The sequence below is a fragment of the [Erwinia] mediterraneensis genome, assembly GCF_900604315.1.
Lineage (GTDB): Bacteria > Pseudomonadota > Gammaproteobacteria > Enterobacterales > Enterobacteriaceae > Pantoea > Pantoea mediterraneensis_A.
The window spans coordinates 1,918,167-1,940,921 of sequence record NZ_LR026978.1 but is presented as its reverse complement, the minus strand read 5'-3'; the positions used below and the strand labels follow the sequence as shown (position 1 = coordinate 1,940,921).

At 52.0% G+C, this 22,755-nt stretch carries 21 protein-coding genes and 1 tRNA gene; 6 read left to right on the top strand and 16 right to left on the bottom strand.

The window, feature by feature from the left end:
• Positions 1-39: 39 nt before the first annotated feature.
• The 4 genes from E0E17_RS09010 to E0E17_RS08995 form a co-directional block, all read right to left on the bottom strand.
• The gene (locus tag E0E17_RS09010; RefSeq protein ID WP_130833560.1) at positions 40-387 is read right to left on the bottom strand and encodes a DUF4156 domain-containing protein; all 348 of its coding nucleotides are present in this window, start codon (positions 385-387) and stop codon (positions 40-42) included.
• A gap of 192 nt (positions 388-579) precedes the next feature.
• Positions 580-2,229, bottom strand: a complete 1,650-nt coding sequence (groL, locus tag E0E17_RS09005) for a chaperonin GroEL (protein ID WP_130833558.1) — start codon at positions 2,227-2,229, stop codon at positions 580-582.
• 46 nt (positions 2,230-2,275) lie between these two features.
• Entirely contained in the window at positions 2,276-2,569 is a 294-nt protein-coding gene (locus E0E17_RS09000) for a co-chaperone GroES (protein ID WP_130833556.1), read from the bottom strand.
• A 203-nt stretch (positions 2,570-2,772) separates the two neighbouring features.
• Positions 2,773-3,231: an FxsA family protein gene (locus E0E17_RS08995; RefSeq protein WP_130833554.1), complete on the bottom strand. Its 459-nt coding sequence runs from the start codon at positions 3,229-3,231 to the stop codon at positions 2,773-2,775.
• Positions 3,232-3,626: 395 nt separating this feature from the next.
• Here E0E17_RS08995 and aspA point away from each other — a divergent pair, with 395 nt between their 5' ends.
• The 5 genes from aspA (at position 3,627) to E0E17_RS08970 (ending at position 8,061) form a co-directional block, all read left to right on the top strand.
• Positions 3,627-5,063 carry an aspartate ammonia-lyase gene (aspA, locus tag E0E17_RS08990; RefSeq protein WP_130833551.1) on the top strand — a complete coding sequence of 479 codons (1,437 nt, stop codon included), beginning with the start codon at positions 3,627-3,629 and terminating at the stop codon, positions 5,061-5,063.
• Positions 5,064-5,220: 157 nt separating this feature from the next.
• Positions 5,221-5,544 carry a divalent cation tolerance protein CutA gene (gene cutA, locus E0E17_RS08985; protein ID WP_130833549.1) on the top strand — a complete coding sequence of 108 codons (324 nt, stop codon included), beginning with the start codon at positions 5,221-5,223 and terminating at the stop codon, positions 5,542-5,544.
• Positions 5,520-7,229, top strand: a complete 1,710-nt coding sequence (locus E0E17_RS08980; protein ID WP_130833547.1) for a protein-disulfide reductase DsbD — start codon at positions 5,520-5,522, stop codon at positions 7,227-7,229. Before cutA ends, E0E17_RS08980 begins: the two co-directional genes overlap by 25 nt.
• Before the next feature lie 71 nt (positions 7,230-7,300).
• A complete protein-coding gene (gene dicD / locus E0E17_RS08975) occupies positions 7,301-7,876 on the top strand; it encodes a division control transcriptional repressor DicD (RefSeq protein WP_130833545.1) in 576 nt (191 codons plus the stop codon).
• A gap of 109 nt (positions 7,877-7,985) precedes the next feature.
• Positions 7,986-8,061: transfer RNA gene (locus tag E0E17_RS08970), tRNA-Phe, on the top strand.
• 106 nt (positions 8,062-8,167) lie between these two features.
• On the opposite strand, the gene E0E17_RS08965 is transcribed toward E0E17_RS08970, so the two are convergent.
• Positions 8,168-11,299: a dermonecrotic toxin domain-containing protein gene (locus E0E17_RS08965; protein WP_130833543.1), complete on the bottom strand. Its 3,132-nt coding sequence runs from the start codon at positions 11,297-11,299 to the stop codon at positions 8,168-8,170.
• A 403-nt stretch (positions 11,300-11,702) separates the two neighbouring features.
• Positions 11,703-13,148, bottom strand: coding sequence for an ADP-ribosyltransferase (locus E0E17_RS08960; protein ID WP_130833541.1), 1,446 nt, complete (start codon positions 13,146-13,148; stop codon positions 11,703-11,705).
• A 127-nt stretch (positions 13,149-13,275) separates the two neighbouring features.
• Here E0E17_RS08960 and E0E17_RS20605 point away from each other — a divergent pair.
• A protein-coding gene (locus E0E17_RS20605) for an IS1-like element IS1A family transposase (RefSeq protein ID WP_103215986.1) occupies positions 13,276-13,973 on the top strand; the annotation gives its coding sequence in 2 pieces (ribosomal slippage) (positions 13,276-13,525 and positions 13,525-13,973; 699 coding nt in all).
• Here the strand turns inward: E0E17_RS20605 and E0E17_RS08950 are convergent.
• From E0E17_RS08950 to E0E17_RS08905, 10 genes are all read right to left on the bottom strand, one after another.
• Positions 13,908-16,235, bottom strand: coding sequence for a dermonecrotic toxin domain-containing protein (locus E0E17_RS08950; protein ID WP_130833537.1), 2,328 nt, complete (start codon positions 16,233-16,235; stop codon positions 13,908-13,910). The genes E0E17_RS20605 and E0E17_RS08950 overlap by 66 nt on opposite strands.
• Before the next feature lie 847 nt (positions 16,236-17,082).
• Positions 17,083-17,763 carry a hypothetical protein gene (locus E0E17_RS08945; protein ID WP_130833535.1) on the bottom strand — a complete coding sequence of 227 codons (681 nt, stop codon included), beginning with the start codon at positions 17,761-17,763 and terminating at the stop codon, positions 17,083-17,085.
• Between the two features lie 389 nt (positions 17,764-18,152).
• Complete coding sequence (locus E0E17_RS08940; protein WP_130833533.1) at positions 18,153-18,665, bottom strand: hypothetical protein; 513 nt, start codon at positions 18,663-18,665, stop codon at positions 18,153-18,155.
• An 11-nt stretch (positions 18,666-18,676) separates the two neighbouring features.
• On the bottom strand, positions 18,677-18,892 hold the full coding sequence (locus E0E17_RS08935; RefSeq protein WP_130833531.1) for a hypothetical protein: 216 nt from the start codon (positions 18,890-18,892) through the stop codon (positions 18,677-18,679).
• Complete coding sequence (locus E0E17_RS08930) at positions 18,885-19,607, bottom strand: HrpE/YscL family type III secretion apparatus protein (RefSeq protein ID WP_130833529.1); 723 nt, start codon at positions 19,605-19,607, stop codon at positions 18,885-18,887. The genes E0E17_RS08935 and E0E17_RS08930 overlap by 8 nt, the downstream gene beginning before the upstream one ends.
• Complete coding sequence (locus E0E17_RS08925) at positions 19,573-20,139, bottom strand: OrgA/MxiK family T3SS sorting platform protein (RefSeq protein WP_130833527.1); 567 nt, start codon at positions 20,137-20,139, stop codon at positions 19,573-19,575. Before E0E17_RS08925 ends, E0E17_RS08930 begins: the two co-directional genes overlap by 35 nt.
• On the bottom strand, positions 20,136-20,849 hold the full coding sequence (sctJ, locus tag E0E17_RS08920) for a type III secretion system inner membrane ring lipoprotein SctJ (RefSeq protein WP_130833525.1): 714 nt from the start codon (positions 20,847-20,849) through the stop codon (positions 20,136-20,138). Before sctJ ends, E0E17_RS08925 begins: the two co-directional genes overlap by 4 nt.
• A gap of 2 nt (positions 20,850-20,851) precedes the next feature.
• Positions 20,852-21,151: a type III secretion system inner rod subunit SctI gene (sctI, locus tag E0E17_RS08915; RefSeq protein ID WP_272940792.1), complete on the bottom strand. Its 300-nt coding sequence runs from the start codon at positions 21,149-21,151 to the stop codon at positions 20,852-20,854.
• 59 nt (positions 21,152-21,210) lie between these two features.
• A complete protein-coding gene (locus E0E17_RS08910) occupies positions 21,211-21,492 on the bottom strand; it encodes a type III secretion system needle complex protein (protein WP_130833521.1) in 282 nt (93 codons plus the stop codon).
• Positions 21,485-22,690 (bottom strand): PrgH/EprH family type III secretion apparatus protein, encoded by a 1,206-nt coding sequence (locus E0E17_RS08905; protein ID WP_130833518.1) that lies wholly within the window; start codon positions 22,688-22,690, stop codon positions 21,485-21,487. The genes E0E17_RS08910 and E0E17_RS08905 overlap by 8 nt, the downstream gene beginning before the upstream one ends.
• Between the last annotated feature and the right edge of the window lie 65 nt (positions 22,691-22,755).

Genomic DNA, 22,755 nt, shown 5'->3' with positions numbered 1-22,755 from the left:
TATCGCCCCTTTTTTCGGCTTAATCACGCGCAGCCGAGGTTATGGACATTTATAGACCTGGCCACTCATCTCGCTGTCGAGCGGCGCAAAGGCTGAGAGCAGGTTATGTGTCGGACTGGTGGCACCATAAATCACGTTGCCGCCCATCGCCGCGGCACGGTTACGCAGGTCGTTAGCTGCACCGCGCAATGCGCTGCTTTCGCCACCCGCACCGCTCAGCCAGTTGCTCTGGGAGCCGGTGACATTGCCCAGCAGCTGACATTCACTGCCCGGTTGCTGATCGGCAAAGGTGACGCGCTCGCCACCAGCGCTCAGTTGCGTAGAGCTGCTACAGCCCGTCAGCAGTAACGCACCGACAGCCAGTCCGAGCAAGAGGTTAATCCGCATTATAATCCCCATTTATTATCATCAGAGTCGGGGGGCAAGGTAACAGAAAAATCACGCTTTTTTCTGTACATTCATTGCCCTGAACCCGGTAAGCCGAAATATTGTGCTCTTACTTATACTATTTTCCCCACCAAAAGAAAAACCCCCGACCGTTTCCGATCGGGGGTTTTCTGACAGCAGAGTCGGGGGCGATTACATCATGCCGCCCATACCACCCATGCCGCCCATGCCGCCAGCGCCAGCACCTAAGTCAGGTGCGTCGCCTTTCGGCAGATCAGTGACCATACATTCAGTGGTGATCATCAGACCGGCAACAGAAGCCGCGTACTGCAGCGCAGAACGGGTTACTTTGGTCGGATCCAGGATACCGAATGCGATCATATCGCCATACTCTTCAGTCTGCGCGTTATAACCATAGTTACCTTCGCCCGCTTTCACGGCGTTAGCCACCACAGACGGCTCTTCACCGGCGTTAGCCACGATCTGACGCAGCGGCGCTTCCATTGCGCGCAGCGCAACTTTGATACCCACGTTCTGATCTTCGTTCTGGCCACGCAGATCCTGCAGTTTGGACGCTACGCGTACCAGCGCCACGCCACCACCGGCAACCACGCCTTCTTCTACCGCCGCACGGGTCGCGTGCAGGGCATCTTCAACGCGAGCTTTCTTCTCTTTCATTTCAACTTCAGTGGCTGCACCGACTTTCAGTACGGCGACGCCGCCTGCCAGTTTCGCGACGCGCTCCTGAAGTTTTTCTTTGTCGTAATCAGAAGTCGCTTCTTCGATCTGCTGACGAATCTGAGAGACGCGGCCCTGGATAGCCGTTTCGTCACCTTCGCCATCGATGATGGTGGTGGTGTCTTTGTTGATAACCACGCGTTTCGCCTGGCCCAGGTCTTCCAGCGTCGCTTTCTCCAGCTCCATACCGATCTCTTCAGAGATAACGGTACCGTTGGTCAGGATAGCGATATCCTGCAGCATTGCTTTACGACGATCACCGAAGCCAGGTGCTTTCACTGCAGCCACTTTCACGATGCCGCGCATGGTGTTCACCACCAGGGTCGCCAACGCTTCACCTTCCACATCTTCAGCGATGATCAGCAGCGGTTTGCCTGCTTTCGCTACGGCTTCCAGCACCGGCAGCATTTCGCGGATGTTAGAGATTTTCTTGTCAGCCAGCAGAATGAACGGGCTTTCCAGCTCAACAGCACCGGTTTCCGGTTTGTTGATAAAGTACGGAGAGAGGTAGCCGCGGTCGAACTGCATACCTTCAACAACGTCCAGTTCGTCCTGCAGACCGGTGCCTTCTTCAACGGTGATAACGCCTTCTTTACCCACTTTCTCCATCGCCTGAGCGATCAGGGTACCGACGCTTTCATCGGAGTTAGCAGAAATAGTACCAACCTGCGCAATGGCTTTAGAATCAGAGCACGGAACAGAAAGGGCTTTCAGCTGCTCAACGGCGGCGATAACGGCTTTATCAATACCGCGCTTCAGATCCATCGGGTTCATACCCGCAGCGACGGCTTTCAGGCCTTCGTTAACGATAGACTGAGCCAGTACGGTTGCAGTGGTGGTACCGTCGCCCGCAGCGTCATTCGCTTTCGAGGCGACTTCTTTCACCATCTGTGCGCCCATGTTTTCGAACTTGTCTTCCAGCTCGATTTCACGCGCTACAGAAACACCGTCTTTGGTGATGTTAGGCGCACCAAAAGATTTATCCAGTACCACGTTACGGCCTTTCGGGCCCAGGGTAACTTTCACTGCATCTGCCAGTACGTTTACGCCACGCAGCATTTTTACGCGTGCGTCATTACCGAATTTTACGTCTTTAGCTGCCATTTCAAATATCCCTTAAATTCGTTTCGTTCAGTGAATTACGCGTAAATTACGCTTCAACAATCGCCAGAATGTCACTTTCAGAGATGATCAGAACTTCTTCGTTGTCGATTTTCTCCGTTTTCGCGCCGTAACCTTCGTTGAAAATAACAACATCACCCACTTTCACGTCCAGCGGCTTCACTTCGCCGCTTTCCAGAATGCGGCCATTGCCTACAGCGACTACTTCGCCACGGGTTGATTTGCCCGCCGCTGAGCCGGTCAGAACGATGCCGCCAGCAGACTTAGCTTCTACTTCTTTACGCTTGACGATAACGCGATCGTGCAATGGACGAATTTTCATTTGATAGCTCTCCTTTGAGAAGTCCAATCATTCACTTAGGGTTGAACGCCGGGCTGTAGGGGCTTCCGGCCTCGTGGGCAAGAGATAGGGTCAGGCCCGGGTGCTTTCAAGGGCAAAAAAATAAAAAAATTTTCTTCTGGCTAACAAATGATGCATTTCTCGCCAGTTGGCTGTAAAAAAGGCGGCTCACTGCCGCCTCAGAATTATTCGCGATCCTGCTTGTCATGTTCGATGCGGTTTTGCTCTTTACGCTCGAACTCACCATCCATGGTATAGCCGCTGTCGGGACTCTGCCCCGGACCGCGCCAGACACGCAAATGGGGCAGCAGCTTCAGCGTCAGGTGCTTCTGCACCGGCGGCAGTAACAGCAGTAAACCGATGAAGTCGGTAAAAAAGCCAGGCAGCAGCAGCAGAAAACCCGCCAGGATTAGCGAAACGCTTTTTACCATCTCAGCGGCCGGGCTTTCGTTACGCGCCAGCTTCTCCTGGATAGCAATAAAGTTTTTCATCCCCTGGTTTTTTACCAGCGAAATACCGATGCACGAGGTGAAAATCACCAGCAACATGGTAAGCAATACGCCCAGCACGTGAGCAACCTGGATAAAAATCGTAATTTCAATCCAGGCCAGCAAAAAGAAAATCACTAACGGTAACCAGCGCACCGTATTCTCCTGTCTGTTGGGGCTGCCTCGCCTGAGCCAGGCAGCGAAAGAGGTTCATCGACATGATGATAAAAAAGAGATGGGCCTGCACCTGGCGCTTTTCAACCGCTGCCGGCAATTTTTTGCTCCGCTCCGATTCTGCGACAACTGTCACATAACGTTCACAACGCGGTATCAGCAAATCGTCGTAAAGTGATCTGGATACAGGCTTTTCTAAAACGACAGCATATGATCGTGCTCGCCAGGCTGAAGATGGATAAAATGTCGGTACTGGTATTCCACGACAATATTTTTCACATCACTTGCAAGCGATGCCCAACAGATTTCAATTCGCAGTCAGCGTCACAGCCGCTACCGCCTGAAGGATGATGAGCATCAATAATAAGAAGGTAATCATGGCGAACAACATTCGTATCGAAGAAGATCTGTTAGGTATGCGCGAAGTGCCGGCAGATGCTTACTACGGTGTTCATACTCTGCGCGCGATTGAAAATTTCTACATCAGTAACAGTAAGATCAGCGATATCCCTGAGTTTGTCCGTGGCATGGTGATGGTAAAAAAAGCCGCGGCCCTGGCTAACCGCGAACTGCAAACCATTCCGCGTAATGTGGCTAACGCCATTATTCAGGCCTGCGATGAGGTGCTGAACAACGGTAAATGTATGGATCAGTTCCCGGTAGATGTCTATCAGGGAGGCGCCGGCACCTCCGTTAACATGAATACCAACGAAGTGCTCGCCAATATCGGTCTTGAACTGATGGGCCATCAGAAAGGTGACTATCAGTTCCTTAATCCCAACGATCATGTCAATAAATGCCAGTCCACTAACGACGCCTACCCTACCGGCTTCCGCATCGCCGTTTATACCTCCATTCTGAAACTGGTGGATGCTATTCATCAGTTGGGTGAAGGCTTCCAGCGTAAAGCGGTTGAGTTTGACGCCATTCTGAAAATGGGCCGCACCCAGTTGCAGGACGCCGTGCCGATGACCCTGGGCCAGGAATTCCACGCCTTTAACGTGTTGCTGAATGAAGAGACCCGAAACATACTGCGTACCGCTGAACTGCTGCTGGAAGTCAACCTGGGCGCAACTGCCATCGGTACGCGTCTTAATACGCCGGAAGGCTATCAGCAGCTGGCAGTACAGTGTCTGGCCGAGGTAAGTAATCTGCCGGTGGTGCCTGCTGAAGACCTGATTGAAGCCACCTCCGACTGCGGCGCTTACGTGATGGTGCACTCCTCCCTGAAACGTCTGGCTGTGAAGCTGTCGAAAATCTGTAACGACTTGCGTCTGCTCTCCTCCGGTCCGCGCGCCGGACTCAACGAAATTAACCTGCCGGAACTGCAGGCGGGCTCCTCCATCATGCCGGCAAAAGTCAATCCGGTGGTGCCGGAAGTGGTAAATCAGGTTTGCTTCAAAGTGATCGGTAATGACACCACGGTGACTATGGCCTCTGAAGCGGGTCAGCTTCAGCTGAACGTGATGGAACCAGTTATCGGCCAGGCGATGTTTGAATCCATCACGATTCTTACTAACGCCTGCTACAACCTGCTGGAGAAGTGCGTGAACGGCATTACTGCCAACAAATCGGTATGTGAAGCTTACGTCTTTAACTCTATCGGCATTGTCACCTACCTCAATCCCTACATCGGCCACCACAACGGCGATATCGTCGGCAAGATTTGCGCCGAGACCGGTAAGAGCGTGCGTGAAGTGGTGCTGGAGCGCGGGCTGCTGACCGAAAGCGAACTGGACGACATCTTCTCGGTGCAGAACCTGATGTATCCTACCTACAAAGCCAAACGCTATACCGACGAAAACGAACAGTAAACCTCTCTGCGCCGCGGTTTAAGGCACGCCCCCAACGGGCGTGCTTTTTTCTTTCTGCCGCGGCTGGCGGGAGCGAGACGGGATTCATGTCGATCCCGTCAAGCTTGTCAGCCTCAGGGCGTGTTATCATCAGCCCTTTATGCAGAGGAGAGAGAAGATGCATACCTCACAAGCGGTGATTGTGCTCTGCACGGCGCCGGATCACGCCACCGCCGAGGCGCTGGCTACCCAGGCGCTGGACGCCCGGCTGGCCGCCTGCGTTACGCTGCTGCCGGGTGCCACCTCGTTTTATCTCTGGGAAGGGAAGCGCGAACAGGCCAGTGAGATCCAGATGCTGCTGAAATGCGACCAGTTCCATCAACAAGCGCTTCTTGACCTGTTAAAAGCCGCTCATCCTTACGACGTGCCGGAGCTGCTGGTGCTGCCGGTTCAATCTGGAGACAGTGATTATTTGTCATGGCTGCACGCATCTCTCGCCTGATTATTGTTTTTATCACGCTGTTTGTTGGCCTGCAGGCGCAGGCGGGAATTTTTTCCACCAACAGCAATAAGGGTTTTGTGCCGGTTAACCAGGCTTTCGCTTTTGACTTTGCCCAGCAGGGCAACCAGCTGACCCTCAGCTGGCGTATCAAACCGGGCTATTACCTCTACCGCCAGCAGCTGCGCATCACGCCGCAGCAGGCGCAAATCGCACCGCTCACGCTGCCGCCCGGCCAGCCGCATGAAGATGAGTTCTATGGCAAAAGCGAGATTTATCCGCAGGATCTCACGCTACCTGTGCAGTTGCGCGCTGCCGGACCCGGGTCCACCCTGCAGGTAACCTATCAGGGCTGTGCTGCCGCGGGCTTCTGCTACCCACCAGAAACCCGCAGCGTGCCGTTAAGCCCCGTAGCGGCCAGCAGCGCGCCACCGGCGGCAGCCTCGCCACTGGCGTCGCCTGCGTCCGCCAGTGCACTACCCTTTTCACCACTCTGGGCGCTCCTGATCGGCATCGGCGTCGCCTTTACCCCCTGCGTGTTACCGATGTATCCGCTGATTTCCGGCATTATTCTCGGCGGCTCGCGTAACTATTCTCTGGCTCGCCTGTTCGCCCTGGCGCTGGTGTATGTGCAGGGCATGGCGCTGACCTATACGCTGCTGGGTCTGGTAGTGGCCGCTGCCGGGCTACGCTTTCAGGCGGCGCTGCAGCATCCTTATGTGCTGCTCGGCCTGTCGCTGCTGTTTGTGCTGCTGGCGCTGTCGATGTTTGGTCTCTTCAGCCTGCAACTGCCTGCCAGCCTGCAAACGCGCCTGACCCTGTGGAGCAACCGTCAGCAGGGCGGCTCGCTGCCGGGCGTCTTTCTGATGGGGGCGCTGGCGGGACTGATCTGCTCGCCCTGCACCACCGCGCCGCTCAGTGCTATTTTGCTCTATATCGCCCAGAGCGGTAATCTGCTGGCGGGGGCCGGTACGCTTTATCTCTATGCGCTCGGTATGGGCCTGCCGCTGATCGCAGTCACCCTGTTTGGTAACCGGCTGCTGCCCAAAAGCGGCCCCTGGATGCAGAGTGTGAAAGAAGGTTTTGGCTTCGTTATTCTGGCGCTGCCGGTGTTTCTGCTGGAGCGTGTGCTGGGGGAGCTCTGGGGTTTACGCCTCTGGAGCCTGCTGGGCGTGGCGTTTTTTGCCTGGGCATTTACCCTCAGCCTGCGTGCACCAGGTGGAAAATGGCGGCTGATACAGATGCTGATGCTGGTTGCGGCGTTGATCAGCGCCCGCCCTCTGCAGGACTGGGCCTTTGGCACCGACAATACGCCGCAAGCGGCCGCGCCGCTGCCGTTCAGGTCGATTAGCTCGGCCGCACAGCTGGATGCCGCATTGCAGCAGGCGCAAGGCAGGATCACCCTGGTTGATCTCTATGCCGACTGGTGTGTGGCCTGTAAAGAGTTTGCGAAGTACACCTTCAGCGATCCGGGCGTCAGCCAGGCGCTGAGCCAGCTACAATTGCTGCAGGCTGACGTGACGGCAAACAGCGCGCAGGATAATGCATTATTGCAGCATCTGCAGGTGCTTGGCCTGCCCACCCTGCTCTTCTTTGATGCACAGGGTAACGAGATCCCCGGCTCCCGCATCACCGGTTTTCTGGATGCGGCAGCTTTTCTCAAGCATTTGCAGAAATTCGGCCAGTAAACGACACTGGAGGCTGGATTATTCCCGGGGAGCGTGCTGCTGCCCGGTCTCGCATATCAGAGGAGAGTCACTTGCAACGTGAACAAATACTCGAGCATGCGTTGAATGTGCTTGAACGGCATGGCCTTGCGGCCGCATCGCTTGATCAGCTTGCCGCAGAAACAGGTTTAGACGCCGCGCAGTTACAGCGTTACTGGCCCGATCGCGAGGCGCTGCTGTATGACGCCCTGCACTATCACGGCCAGCAAATCGATACCTGGCGGCGGCAGATTGCGCTCGACACCGCCTTAAGCCACGAACAGAAGCTGCTGGCGCGCTACCACGTTTTAAGCGAGCAGGTAAACAAGGGACGCTTCCCTGGCTGTTTATTTATTGCTGCCTGTAGTTTCTATCCGTTGCCGGAGCAGCCGCTGCATCAGCTGGCGGAGCAGCAGAAAAAGGCCTCCTGGCAATTCACCCATGAACTTTTAGTGGCGCTGGCGCTGGATAATCCCTCGCTGGTGGCGGATCAGATGGAACTGATCCTGGAAGGCTGTCTGAGCAAACTGCTGGTAAAGCGCAACGTGCAGGATGTGGCGACAGCACGACGCCTGGCGGAAGATGTACTGAATATTGCGCTTTGCCGCCAGAACGGCGCGTTAACCTGAACCTTTTTATCGCTTTTGGCTGAAATTCAGGCGATCAGTCACGTTTTGCAGGGTTTTTTCATTAAAGCCGTTGACGACCGGATGCCTTTACGGTTTAATGCGCCCCGTTGCCCGGATAGCTCAGTCGGTAGAGCAGGGGATTGAAAATCCCCGTGTCCTTGGTTCGATTCCGAGTCCGGGCACCACTTCTTTCAAACCCTCGCCTCGGCGGGGGTTTTTGCTTTTCCGCCTGCAGAAACAGGATGTAGCGCTGCGCCACCGTTCAGACGATAAGACCCACCAGAAAAGGGTTTAATTGTTGCTCGCCGGTCGATAGGTATGCAGTTGCTCTGAATCTTTCTCCATCAGCAGCCAGTCATCCAGATAGTAAATCTTTTTATTCGTCGGCACTTTTTCTACCGGCACCTCCTCCAGCACCAGCCGGTGATTTTCTTTATCCAGCGCTTTTACCCGAAACACCGTATTATCTTCAAATAACACTTCCTGCTCATACTGTTTACTGGAGTATTTCATTACTGAGTGCCCGCGCGACTGACCCTCTATCTCTAACAAGATTTGCTTTGTCCCGGCATAGAGCTGGCTGACCACCGGCTGGTGGAGCAAAGCGGCGCTTTTATCTTCCGAGGCGGATAAAAAGGCGGCATTGCTGACATAATCACCCACCTGCAGTTTATTCAGCAGCGCTTCTTTCAGCGAACCGCCATGAAAAACCTTTCCTGTATGCGGCTTGATCTTTTTTAAACCACTGCGGATAAACTGCAGTGCATACTCTGCTTCCCGCTGTAGCCACTTCACACTATAGACTTCCGGGCCCGACAGTTTTTTCTTAACGCAAAACTCCCTGATAGCATTACTGCTGCTGTTAACATATTGCGTAATTGCACTGATCTCTTCCCGGCTTAAGGTCTGTTCCTGTTCGATATAGGTTTCAACAATCGGGAGCCCTCCTCGTTTCAGATTCAGCATAATTTCTTTCACTTCATCTTTCATCGCCAGCGTCATTCCTGAGCGGCTCTGCCGGTCGGGTACCAGCCATAAATCCAGCTTTGAGCTTTTACCCAGCAGCTTTTTCCAGGGGGTTTTTGCCTTAATCTTCAGGCTCAGATTAGCGATATAGCCCTGAGGGTTAGTAATTTTCGTCGGGAAATAGTGGTCAGCATATTTGAAATAAATCTCTTCTGTGCCTTTTTTCCTGAACAACGCCCTTCGGTCATTAAACACCTCCAGCTTATTGTCAATTTCCTCTGCCGGAATAGCGCTGGCGATATTGTCATCCAGGGCCTGTCTGGCTTTTGCACTTATCTGTACGCTACAGGTCACACCGGCAGAAGTTCCCGGCGCGCGTCTGGTGCGACACAGCGAAGGTAAATTTTGTATCTCACGTGCGGAGAAGGGTTTTTCAAACGCCACTTTATGTTCTTCATCAATAAACAGCGGCAACCGCTCAGCGTTTTTATCGCCTAAATAATATTCGTCCGCCTCGCTATCGTAAAAAACCTCATAAAACTGATTTTTTATTTGCACATATTTTTTATCGTTATCCCCGGCACGCAAGCCGCTGAGTAAGCCATTTTCTTCGGGCGGGCCGAGCTGTTCAAATTCCACCGGCGCCGGGATAATTCCTCTCTCCTTCACGCTATTTTCTACTGCCGGATAGACGCGCAAGGGGCGGTTATGCACATTCAGCTCCGGCGGCAGCGCCTCCACGCCCAGTTTATGCGCCAGCAACAGCTGCGTATAATCACTCTCTAAATCCCCGGCTTCCGCTCTGATCACGCCAGCCAGACCGCCTTCCCCTTCGGCGCTGGCCGTCATCCATTCTTCCCCCATATCCAGCGCCCGGCCTGCCACGCCATCCAGTGCAGCCGTGAACAGGAAAGCGGTATAAGTGAAAAACTTACCGGCACCTTGTTTACGTGCCTGCCAGCTTGCCCCGTTCAGCATTTGATCCAGCGCCATCCCCCACGAAACGAGTAGCGTCGCCGGGTTGGGGAAGATCATATTGATGACGTCGAAATAACTGGCCCAGCGTGCGGTACGGATGGCCGCGTGTGAGGTGATTTCATAGGGAAGATCGGCATAATCGCGCTCTTTCTGCCTGTCTGCCAGCTGGATCGCCAGCGATCCCTGCAGCGGCCGGCGATCGGTGGCGATATATTGCAGGTAGGCGTTCGGATCCTTTTGCGTATCGCCCATCGCCTGTAAATACTGGTCCACGCCCCACTTAACGAACCCCTTGATGCGTGCCGCTACCGGAAAGGCGAGCGCGATTTTCTGCCGTTCGGCCGCATCCGCGCAACGGTTGATGAACCAGCTTTGCATATCAAACTCGCTGTGAAAGACCCTGAACGGATTTTCCAGCCGGGGTTCGAAAATATAGACTTTCGGTGAATCAGTGCGGCGCAAAATGACAATATCCGTTGCGGCGTAGCCGCCGATATCAAACAGGTAGCGTTTTACCCGTGACGTTTTATCTTCACGTAATCCCCAGCCCTGATGAAATATTTCCTGATCCTCCGGCTGCAGATTATGAAAATGCCTGGCGGCATTAACAATATAAAACACCAGGTTCTCCATCTCCTGTAACCTGGGTTTGCTCCAGAATTCATCCAGCTTGGTGCGATACACCTGAGAAAAGTCGATTTCCCAAATCGCATCCATGAGCTGTTGCAGCGTGATTCTGACTTCATTATGCACACCAAAATGTGAAGTTTCTGTCGCGCTCTGGTTATAAAGGGCATTCAGCAAACCCATGCTGAATTCATTTTCCCACTGCTGCCGGTTAAAGTTTTTCAACACCAGTTCATCCAGCCGCTCGGAGCGTTCCGGTTTCACATTATGCGCAAAACCGGTAATGGTACGCGGATCCCCTTCCCCCAGGGGAAAAGAGTGCAGCCAGACATGGCTGGCATCCAGAGTCAGGTTAAATTTTTCTGCCATCACGGTTTCAATGGCTGCTTTCGCCAGCGTCAACGGATGAGCGGGATGTCGTTGTTGATAATATTCCTGGAAGTCTTTAATCGCCGTAATATTGGGCTGCAGCTTAAGTACCGGGCGCGTAACAGGCAGAACAGAAGGAATTTTTTCGGTGGCGGAGGGACGGGCGGGCTGAGGGTAAAGCGGAATCTCATTACTGATAATTTCGTTTTCGCTGGCCTGTTCAGCTGCGGCCACCGGGAACAGCAACGGGTCACGCCAGAAGGTCGTTATCCCTGCCTGAAGCGTTTTAAAAAGGGAGAGCTCATCATTATCAGCCTGACTGGCTGATGGAACCGTATCATGTACGGCAAAAATATGTTCGGGTAATACCCTGCCAGGGGCCAGAGCGGACATTTCAGTACCGCAGGGCAGACAGGTCAACACCTGTTGCAGGCTGTTAGTCACTCCGGCGATCACATTGAGACAAGCCCAGGCCAGATCCATTTTTTCTCTGTTGCCTTTATGCCTTCCCGGACAACTTGCTGCCCTGGCCACTTTTTCTGCGAAATCCTTTGCATCATTCTGCCAGGGCTGATGTTCCTGACCCGGTGATATATAAGCATGATAAGGATGGTTTATGGTATTATTGAACATAGAATAAAGCCTCACAATCATCGCTATCAGGCAGGAAAATAATGCTTGAAATCAATAAGCCTTTCCCGGCGGGTTGTTTAATGAAGAAAACAACCCGCTGAGTACAACAACGTTATAATAATTAAAATTATTTTAACCTGTTGTTCATGACTCCCCTACCTTAGCAGGTCGTCTCTGGCTTACTTTCAGAAAGCGATTAACTTTGTGCAATAAAGCTTTACTTTTATATAGTTTTAATACGTAGTGACAGAGCTTAATTTTCTCCTTTGTGATAATAAAAGCCCGGCTCTTTCTGCCTGCTGGCCCATTGGTCGTCCAGGTAATACACTTTGCTGCCTTCAGGCACGCTTTGTGGATCCACTTCCTGCAACGTAATTCTTTTTATCTCTCCCGGTAACTCCGTGACACGAAAAATAGTACCATCGTTAATCAATACTTCATATTCATTCGGCTTAAAGGTGTAAAACATGATGGGATGGCCGGCATCTTTTATTTCAAGTTTCAGCATAATCCCTTCACAACCGGGACTGACATAACGACCGTAAGGAATAAAACCCGCCGCAACCTTTTGATCGGCTGACGTTGAGATAAAGGCCGCATTTGTCACAAAATCGCCGATCCGCAGTTCATCAAGCAGTTTTGTTTTTATAGAACCGCCGTGGTAGACGCTTCCCTGATAAGGGGGAATCTTATTGATAGCGCTTTTTATAAAATCTACAGTTTTCAATACGGACTGCGCATCCTGACTGCTCGCTGCTCCCCTTAACCGCATCTCCGCCATTACCGATTTGATGGTATTACTGCTGGTTTTGCCATATTCTTCCAGCGCTTCGTACTCCTCTGCCGTTAAAGGAAATGAGCGTCCGGCATAATTTTTATAAAGCTCATAACCTTCAAGACTGTGCCCGCCTCTGACCCGGGGTATATCCTCTTCCAGCGTCAGCGTTTTTTTATTACCCCCTGCGCGTTCTATAACGTAGAGATCAAGGTAATTTTTCTCAATTCTACGCAGGATTTTATTAACCAGCGTCTCTTTTTTTAACTTGAGCGTAATTTTCTCCAGATTCTCTTCTGTCAGGGATATTTTTGCCCGAAAGAACTTGTTTTTGTATTTAAAATAGAGTCTGCCGTTATCTTTGTTCTTGTAAAGCGACTTACTGATATCGTACGTATCCAGTTTATTTTCTACCTCTTCGGCAGGTATCGCTTTATCGCTATTCTTTTCAAGCGCTTCCCGCGCGTTAATATCCACCCATAGCTTACAGGCGGAGGCTGGTGAACGTTTGGTCCGGCAGTGGGTATTCAGCAGTTCGCCCTCCTGAACTTTGTAGTTTAATCTGACTTTTTCCACCGCCAGCTTGTTCTTTTTATCTATAATAAAGGAAAGACGTTCAACATGATTCCCGGCAAAATTGTACTCTTTCTTCTCCTTGTTGTAGCTAACTTCGTAAGGTTTATTGTCAACCAAAACATATTTTTTATCTTTTGTCTCCGGGGTTAAACCCCGACACAATCCGTTCTCTTCCGGGGGCCCCAACAGCTCGGTTTCCAGCGCTGCAGGTTTAATATTAACCAGCCTGATTTTATGCTTAAGCGTCTCGGAAAATGCCAGTGGCTGATTATGAATATTTAGCTCCGGCGGAAGCCGCTTTAAACCCATTATTTGTGCCAGCGAAACCTGCCGGTAATCGTCAATCAACAGATCTCGTTCATAAGCGATTGATTCAGAAATATTAATATCTGCAAGTAACTCCGGCTCTATGGTATTTTCGGTGATGCTGCCAACTTACTGATTTAGTGTATGATGGTGTTTTTGAGGTGCTCCAGTGGCTTCTGTTTCTATCAGCTGTCCCTCCTGTTCAGCTACAGACGGGGTGGTGCGTAACGGTAAAAGTACTGCCGGACATCAGCGCTATCTCTGCTCTCACTGCCGTAAAACATGGCAGTTACAGTTCACATACACAGCCTCTCAACCCGGTACGCACCAGAAAATCATTGATATGGCCATGAATGGCGTTGGATGCCGGGCAACCGCCCGCATTATGGGCGTTGGCCTCAACACGATTTTACGTCACTTAAAAAACTCAGGCCGCAGTCGGTAACCTCGCGCATACAGCCGGGCAGTGACGTCATCGTCTGCGCGGAAATGGACGAACAGTGGGGCTACGTCGGGGCTAAATCGCGCCAGCGCTGGCTGTTTTACGCGTATGACAGGCTCCGGAAGACGGTTGTTGCGCACGTATTCGGTGAACGCACTATGGCGACGCTGGGGCGTCTTATGAGCCTGCTGTCACCCTTTGACGTGGTGATATGGATGACGGATGGCTGGCCGCTGTATGAATCCCGCCTGAAGGGAAAGCTGCACGTAATCAGCAAGCGATATACGCAGCGAATTGAGCGGCATAACCTGAATCTGAGGCAGCATCTGGCAAGGCTGGGAAGGAAGTCGCTGTCGTTCTCAAAATCGGTGGAGCTGCATGATAAAGTCATCGGGCATTATCTGAACATAAAACACTATCAATAAGTTGGGACCATTACCGGTATTTTCGACCAGATACTTTTCAATAAAGCCAACCGCTCCTGTGAGCAAAAGCAGCGTCGCGTTGGTAGCTACCCTGGTTGCCGCAGCTTTACGCGCCTGCCAACTGTCCGCGTCGATGATTTTGCTTATTTCAATCCCCAGTTCAATAACGGGCGTTAGCGGGTTAAAAATCACCTTATTACAGGCCTGTAACCAGAGTTCCAGACGTTCCACAATGATCGCGCTTTTTTTCTTGATAATATTTTCTGCATCAGACCAGGCACGCTCTTTTTGCCGTTTAGCCATGGCCTCTGCCAGATCACCCTGTACTGGCTGTTTAGTGAAGCTAAAATCATCAAGAAAATCATTAGGATCGGCCTGAGGATCACCGACTTTCTCTAACCCCTCCTCCAGACCCCAGCGCCGATCGTAAACGGAGAAAGCACGCGCGATTTTCTGCCGCTCCTCCTCACCCGCGCAGCGGTTAATAAACCAGGATTTCATCTCGAACTCGCCGGGGAAAATCATAAACGGGCTATCGCCCCGCGGATCATAGAGATAAATCTTTGGCGAATCGGGATGACGGAAAATAATAATTTCCGTTGCATAATACTCTTTGAACCGTAACAGGTGGCGGCTGACTTCTGGCTGTTTATTCTGCGCTAATCCCCACCCTTTAAAAAATACCGCCTGATCTTCTGGCGTGACCTGATGAAAATGGTGGGCCGCCTGCAGGATAAAATTAATGATATTTTCCAGCTCCTGCACTTTGGGGGTTTTCCAGAATTCCTCCAGCTTTTCGGTATAGCGTTGATAAAAATTCAGGCTACTGATGACGTCCATCAGCTGGGCTGGGGTAATCCCGGCTTCATTATTTTTGCCGAAATGCGACGCCTGGTCAGCGCTTTGCTTATAGACCCCATACAGACCTTTTAATCCGATTTCATTTTCATATTCTTCTGGCAGAAACCCTGTTATTACAAGAGTAACTACTTTTCTCGACCAGGCTGGCTTGCCGACATGCTCAAATCCGGTCAGCGTGTCTGCATTGCTGCCTAAAAGGAACGCATGCAGCCAGGTGTTTTCAGGATCAAGCTCAACGTCAAAGGTCTCTTTGACTGCCTGTTGCAGTAGCGTTGCGGCATACGAAATCATATCGGGCCACTGCTGCTGATAATAGTGCTGGAAAGTGGTGATGGCGCTCAGATTAAAACGGATATCGCTGAGGGTTGTTGCTTCTGTCGCCCGCATGACGCTTTCCCCTGATACCGTGGCAGCGTCGGTTGCCAGCTGCAAAAATTGCGACAGATCCGGTGTGGAAGGATTGCCGCTGATGACACCCGCAGAGACGCCCGGCAACGTCAGGTGATTACGCCAGAGATTGTCCAGCCATGTTACCGGGGCGGAGAACCGGGAGCCCTCCGGCTGCACCGCCTGAGCGCTTTCCGCATGCTGAACAGGCGGCGTCGCCATCACGGGTGGTTGATGATGGGTAAAGGCTGCCTCTGCCTGTTGCTGATTAAGCGAACCTGCAATAACAGCCTGCTTGCGCGCTGCTTTTTCCTGCTTTTGCACGCTTTTTTCCTGCGAACTCAGCGCAATATTTCCCTCATCATCGATGCGGCTTGCCGTCTGCTTCGTCTCTGCCAGACCAGCAATCAGCGACCATATATGGCGCACGTTATAAAACAGCGATAAAAACCAGCGTGTGCCTTTTATTAAACGCGTTTCCGCCTGATTCTCCGTTGCTGCGCTGGCCCCGTAATGCATGGCTAAAAAGAGAATGGCCAGAAAAAAACTGACGGCTCCGGCCCGATCGCCATACTGTGTCTGCTGCAGATAACAGGCGCAGCTCTCTCCCAGCCACTCTTCCATTTTATTTTTTATCGTCAGGGCAAAATCCTGAATAATTTCTGGTTGTAACCAGGATAATGCTGGCAAAGCCAGAGAGAACGCATGGCTGATATCCAGCCCTTGTCGGTAAGCCTGCCGGGCGGCCAGGATCACATTTAATTGATGAAGCGGAAGAGCAAGCCCCAGCTTTTTCAGCAGCGCATCCAGGGTCGCCAGACTGGCAACCTGTGCTTCGGCAAAGGAAATCATCTTCACCGCTTCCAGCAATGCATCTTTACACTGTTGCGACAGCGCGGGCGCAGCAGCTGTTTCCCCGCTTTCCGGCAGGAAATCGATACAGTCATAATAGATATCGTCATCACAGATAACCGGATGGTTATAAGGCGCGAGCGTGTTGATGGCGTCAGGCAAATTAACCTCCTTAAATAAAGCAGGTAAATAGCGCGGCCGCTGCCATTAAACAGATATCCTAAAGACAAGGGACATGAATAAGGGCAGCCCGCAGCGAATAAAGCATTAATTCAAAAAACTATCATTCGCTATTTATTAAAATAGCAATTACAAGTTAACTTACTTGCAGGAAAAAGGCTTTTTAACACCGCTGTGATCGGCTTATTGCGCCTTATTACTTCCTTTCTTTTTTCTTATTAAAATATCACGCGGAGATGGAAATTATTATTGCGCCCTAATGTAAGGTGATTGATGGGCTACGCTGGCAACATGCGCAGCGGCAAGCCATGCTGAAGAGCAGACAGGTCAAGCGTCCGCCTGACTCGCGACAGGAAAAAGCCGCCTGCGCCTGACGGCGTTATTGTTATTTGTCAGGACAGAGCGAGCGTCCTGGCACGACGCTCGCTCTCACCTCAAGATAGTAAGGCGGGTGGATTACCTGATAGGATCTTCATATTCTGTCGCCCGTCGCCACCGCGTAATTATCTTGCCGGGAGCCCCTGATGTGTCTTCTGGCAGGCATCGTCTGGCCTGCTGCCGGCCCGGGTTTCAATACGCGAGTGGACTAACAGATTGCTCCAGATCTGTTTTGGCGTAAGGTTTCTCACAGTAATCTCCCCGGTTGTCAGCCACGACTGACCCGCCTGCGCCGTCACCCGCCCCTTGCCTGACGGGGAGGAGAACGGTAAGACATCCGCTTTATCTGTTGACCAGTTGACGCTGAGGTTGGGGAGCGGGTTGCCCGCGGAGGCAAAGGGAGAGTCTGAGCCCTCCAGCCGGGTAGATAAGGTCAGCATGCCTGGACGGGTTAAGCAGGTGAACACCGCCTGAAATCCCCGGGTTCAGGCTCTTCAACGGTGGTAAGCGTTCCCGCCAGCTGGCCGGAACGGCTGACGGTGCGCAGGATGAGCTTGAGTTTTTTCGCCAGACCGCGTACCGGTCGATCGTAAAGAGTGTTAATACGCCACTGGATCACCGCCTCACTCTGGCCATCCGCAGGCAGCCGCTGCGGCGTAATTGCCAGTTGCGTTCTGAAGCACTGGTAATCGTAACTGGCAACCTTCACCAGCATCAGGCTCAACGCTTCACCGGGCCGCTTTGCGGCAAGCCGGGCCCCGCTCCGGGAAGCCAGGCTGGCGTAGCGTGTCTGCTCAGGGTTATTATTTTTTCGTTCGCTACGCACGGACTGCGTATCCTGCCCGGAATAAGGAAGAGAGATGACGTCGCCCGCCCCGGCGTGTTCAAAACTCTCCCGAGACGGGAAGAGATAGTGATTCAGCAACCAGAGTTGATCAGGCGTCAGCGACTCACGTTGGGCAACCGTACTGACATTTTCCCCTTGCGCCAGGGTGTAGACTTTTTTGCGCATCGCCAGCTCTTCTTCTATATGCAGGCTGGCCTTTGCTACCGGCGTTACCGTCGTCAGAAGAGGAATACTGGCCTGCAGTATCACCTGTAGCCAGGTCATTGCACGATAATATTTAATCATTTTCTTCCCGGGCATTTATTTTTTAAAAGACGCATTTAAATTCCCGGAATACCTTATTCAGGCTGACATGCGGCAGATGGAAAAGAAGCTGGCTGATGCCTGAGAAATAAACCGCGCCTGCGCGGTAAAAATAATGACAATCCTGAGCTACTACCTGAAATAAAGGCATTCCCTGCCGTGATGTTATCCTTAATAATGAGTAACTTTATGATTACATAATTATCGGATGATAATCTGACGCAAAGAAAAAAATCAGATTCCCTCGCTGAATAAGCGCAAATTTTGGTTACGCCTCAGATGAGATTAAATTTTTCGGCCTACTTAAGCGGGCGTATGGAGAGGAAATCATGTGGTTATCAGATCACGCTGAGTGTGATCTGATGGTAGATTTATGATGCGCAGTGCAGATAGTGATTTACGGCACGCTGCCAGAGCCGCGCATCCGCAGTGCGCGCTTTACCTCGGGGCATAAAATCAGCCGGGTAGCGCGGAGGCCCGAGCGCCGTCACCTGACGACAGACCTGAGCCCGCGCAGGTGCCTCTTGCAACCTCTCTCCCAGCTGCTGCCAGAGCCTTTCCCGCTGCCTCTCATTCAGCTTGTCCAGCGCGTCACGCAGCAGCGCCTGATGTTGTTGACGTGCAGCGTCACTGTCTGCCTGTGCCGCATCGTACCAACTGTAGCTGCCCGCCTGGGCATACAGCGTAACGGCGCGATCATAATTTTGCTGACGCACACAGGCGTTCATCATGTCATAAATCAGTGCGGGCGAGAGAGTGGCATCCGCGCTACGACAAGCTGCCGTCTTTGACGCCGCAATGGCGGAAAACGGCTGCGTCGTACAGCCAGCGGTCAGTAAAAGCGCGGTGCCGAGGGTAATAACCGCGAAGGTTCTGCTTAACATAACAATAAGGGTTACCATTCCGGTTGATTATCGGTATCAATGCCGTCCGACAATATCAATCCTTTTAAATAGTCATGAAAAACGATTTGGGTATACCAGTTACCGATATCGCTTGTTTTCGTCTTCTGCACTCTGTCTGCCAGCCCGACAGTGGCATCATTTGTTTGACTGCTTTGTGCACTGGCTTCGGCTGCTTTTGCCGCTGCCGTTGAAATAGCATTAATCACTGGAGTTTCCTTCTTCGGCTAATGGGGTATCAGGTAACGGACATAACCTGTCCAGGCGCTGGGTCAGCGCCTCTTTCAGTTGTGACAGATAGTCAGCGGTGAGTTGCTGGCTGGCAGCCGACAACGCTTTACGCTGCAGCAGCGTTTCACAGTATTCCTGCGCGATCTCTTCCGGGGCGAACTCGGCCAGGCTGTCGCGATACTTCATGACGCAGCGCATTTCAGCATGATATTCATAACGTAACGGGCGCTTACTGGCTGCACTCAACGCAGCCGCCATACGACCAACCTCTTGTCGCCAGGCTTCAGGCAGCAATAAGATCAGTGTCTGATCCTCTTCCTCGCCGGGAAGTTGCTGCGTCCAGCCAGAGAGCAGCTGAGGCAGAATGGCGGCGTCGTACAATACCTTTGTCAGCAACGCCATCAGCTCGTTTTGCAATTCGCGCTGCAGCCTTTGCCGCAGCGCCTCATTACGCGTTCCCGCTTCCGCCAGGCGCTCCGCCGCGCTGAGGAAACCAGCGCTGAACCCCTGACGCCAGCCTGCAGCGCGCAACTGGTCAGCTTCACGCTCTGCGTGCGCAATGATTTTCTTCGCCTGCTGCCGGGCGTTTGTTATCAGGGCTTCTGCCCGTCGGTGCTGATGGCATGCAGCCCGGCTAATCAGGACCCCTTCTTCTGCCTCAGACAGTAAAGGATGATGCATTTCGTTGTGCATGCTGGATAGCCAGTTTCAGAGTTAACAGATCTACAGCCGGGACGGATCGGGCGTCCCGTTGCAGGGATTTTTGCGCCGGGAAGAGCAGCGCTAAACAGGGGCGTAATGGCGCGGCAATCTGCTGTTCAAAGCCTGAAAGTTCATACGTCATGCGTGCGCTCAGCTCCTCGCGCCCTATGATCGCTTCCTGCAACAGGCTGCAGGAAGGCAGCAGATCCAGCGTCATAAACTGGCGCACTGTTGCAGGCAAACGACCATACAAGCCCTGACGCATCAGCGTTGCACGGTAGCGCTGACAGCAGAGTAAAAAAGCCGCCTGCGCCAAATGGGGCCAGTGCCGAATAAAAAAACGCGTTAAGCCCTGCTCCTGTGGCACCGCTTTCGGCTCAGGAAGCTGAAACTTGCTTCGCAACACCTCATTGATCACGCTGCGGCAGCGTCCCTGGCGGAACATCGCCGGGATCGTAATCTGCTGCGGATGGATCCAGGCCACCGGATCAAACAGGATCCGATCAAGCGGTGCGATCTTCATTGTTCCGCCTTCCGTCGCTTCAGCCAGAACCAGGTGCCCAGCGCCGCCGCACTCAGCAGTGAAATCAGCAGCAGTAACAGAGCGGAAAGTGACCCGGAACGCTGTATCTGCTGCGCAGGCAGCGGGTGAATCTCTTCTGCGGGCGTCAGCACCACGGAAATATCCTCATAAGCAACGTCATGAAAACTGTTCTTCAGGAAACGTTTGATGTTGCCGATCAGCAGTGACTCCGCTTTTTTGCCCGGCTGATATTTCACCAGGGCGGAGAGATGCGGCGCGCTGACCTTGCCGTTGCCCTCAATCTGATTCAGGTCATAGCTGACGTGCACGCTGGCAGAAATCACGTCATCCAGCGTTTTCAGCGATTGTTCCAGTCGCTGCTCAATCGCTGAGTAGAGACGTGCTTTTTCCGCCACCGGTGAACTCACCAGCGAATCAGCCGGAAACATCTGGGCGATCTCTACCCGTGGCTTTGATGGCAAAGACCAGCTATTCATAAGATCAACCGCGGCAGGAAAATCCTCTTTTGCTACCAGAATGCGATAGCCAGTTTTTCCGGCATCCTGTTTGCTGGCATCAATATTATTACGCTGCAACAGGGCCATTATTTCATTGGCCTGCGTCTGATTGAGCTCTGTTAATAGCTCCTGCTGACGGCAGCCGACGAGGAGAAACAGCATTAAGGGGAAAATAAGTTTCAACCGTTTCATGTTCAGGCACGCAGTAAGGTTTCAACAGCGGAAGTGGCTTTACGCGTTAAGGTCGAAATAAGCGAAACTTTAATATTATAATCGGAAGTCGCCAGCTGGATTTTAAATAATTTCTCCGGGTCGGAGGTTACAGAGGGATACTGTATTGCTTCCATCACCGCCTCTTTTTCCATGCCCGTGACGACAGTGCTTTTTGCCAGCGCCTGTAACATGCGGGCATCCAGGGTTTCCGTTTCCCCTGAGGAAAATTCATTATCTGTGGTATTCAATAAGGAAACAGCAAATGAACGTGATAATTCCATATCTCTTTTCTCTGTTTCAGAGAGTAAGCGAGCCGTCAGCCCGCTTACTGCATAATATTTTAGCGGAAGTTGGAAATAATCGCAGCGTCCACATCTTTATAAACTTTTACCGTGTTCGATTGCGCGTTACGGTAAAGAGTATACGCCGACAATGCCGCCTGATAATTGGCCAGCAGAGTCGGGTTAGAGGGATCGTTCTGCATAAGGTCCAGGGCTTTTCTCATTTTGTCATTTAAATCTGCAACGCCAATATCAAAACCCACTGAAATGCGCGACAGAAATGCATCAAAACTCAGGTTAGGAAGCACTGGTTCTACGGGTTTAGTATTATTATCAGCCATTTTTTACATTTTCCTTATAAAGAGGTTGGGCAAAAAACCAGTGACCTGGTTTGAGTTTAATGTATCCTTTGTCGCCATATTTAAACGACTTGTCTTTCAGCGGATTGTCCTGCAGCTCAATGGCGAAACTGACATAATTGTTACCCCAGCGCTGATAAAATGCCGTCACAAATTTCTTTAATCCCTCCAGTTCAGCATCATTCAGTTCGCCGTGAATAAGATAGGTCACACTGTCTTTTTCACTGCTTTTATTAAAATATTGTGCGATTTTACTTAAGCCGCTTTCGGCATCCGCCGCCACCTGTCTGTCTTTGACGGTGGAAAAAACAATATTTTTTGCCCAGGGAAGTTGTTCCAGTAACGCAGCGCGCAACGTGGCCTCCTCCTGCGCCGTTAACTGCCCCCGCTCCTGGCTTAACCACAACACAGGGCGATACGGACGGGAAAAGTCAACCCGATGGAATTTCACCGCCTGCCAGTGCTGTGTTAACCATTGTGCGATTCTGTCTGCTTCCTCAGCGCTGTTAACCACTTTTACCTTGCCTGGCGGCGGAAATTTAATGAATGTCTGGCGCGTCCAGTTCAGGGCCTCTTGTCCGGAAACCACCACATAGGTGATTTTATCCCGGCCGGGAGCAATAAAATAATCGCCCGCGCCCTTCCCCATCAGCGCAGAAATTTCATTAACCTGCCGCTGCGGACTGTTCAGGAAATACCAGCCTCCGGCAGCGGCGCTGGCGACAAGCAGAGCCGATAACATCAGCGGCCAGAAGTAGCCGTTTTTGCGTAGCCTGAGCGGTCTGGCTGGCATTTCCATGACCTGATAGTCCAGTACGCTTTTATCCCAACAGGTATCGTGATGGCGTATGGCGAAGACGAGGTTTCCCACTTCTGTCACCTGTTGCAAAGCCACTGTTTTCTCCACCGCCTCTGACTCGCTCAGTTCGCGGATCAGAACAGAATCACGATTATCTGCTGGCGGGATAAGTTCAAAATTATTATTGTCACCCGCCCCAGGAATATAAATCACGTTATCAGGCAGGACGCTACTCTGCTGCTGTAAGACAATGTCATTGTCCGCTGAGAAAACAAATAACGTGGGTGCATTTAAGGTATATTCACACCCGCGCAGTACGCCATTTAATAAACGTACGACGAGAGTAGCAGAGGAAGCGTGAAGAAGAGTCTCATTATTCATTTTTTATATTCATAATTGCTCGCGCAAGTCTAAACAGTAAACCCATGCGATGTTCGCCTCTGGAC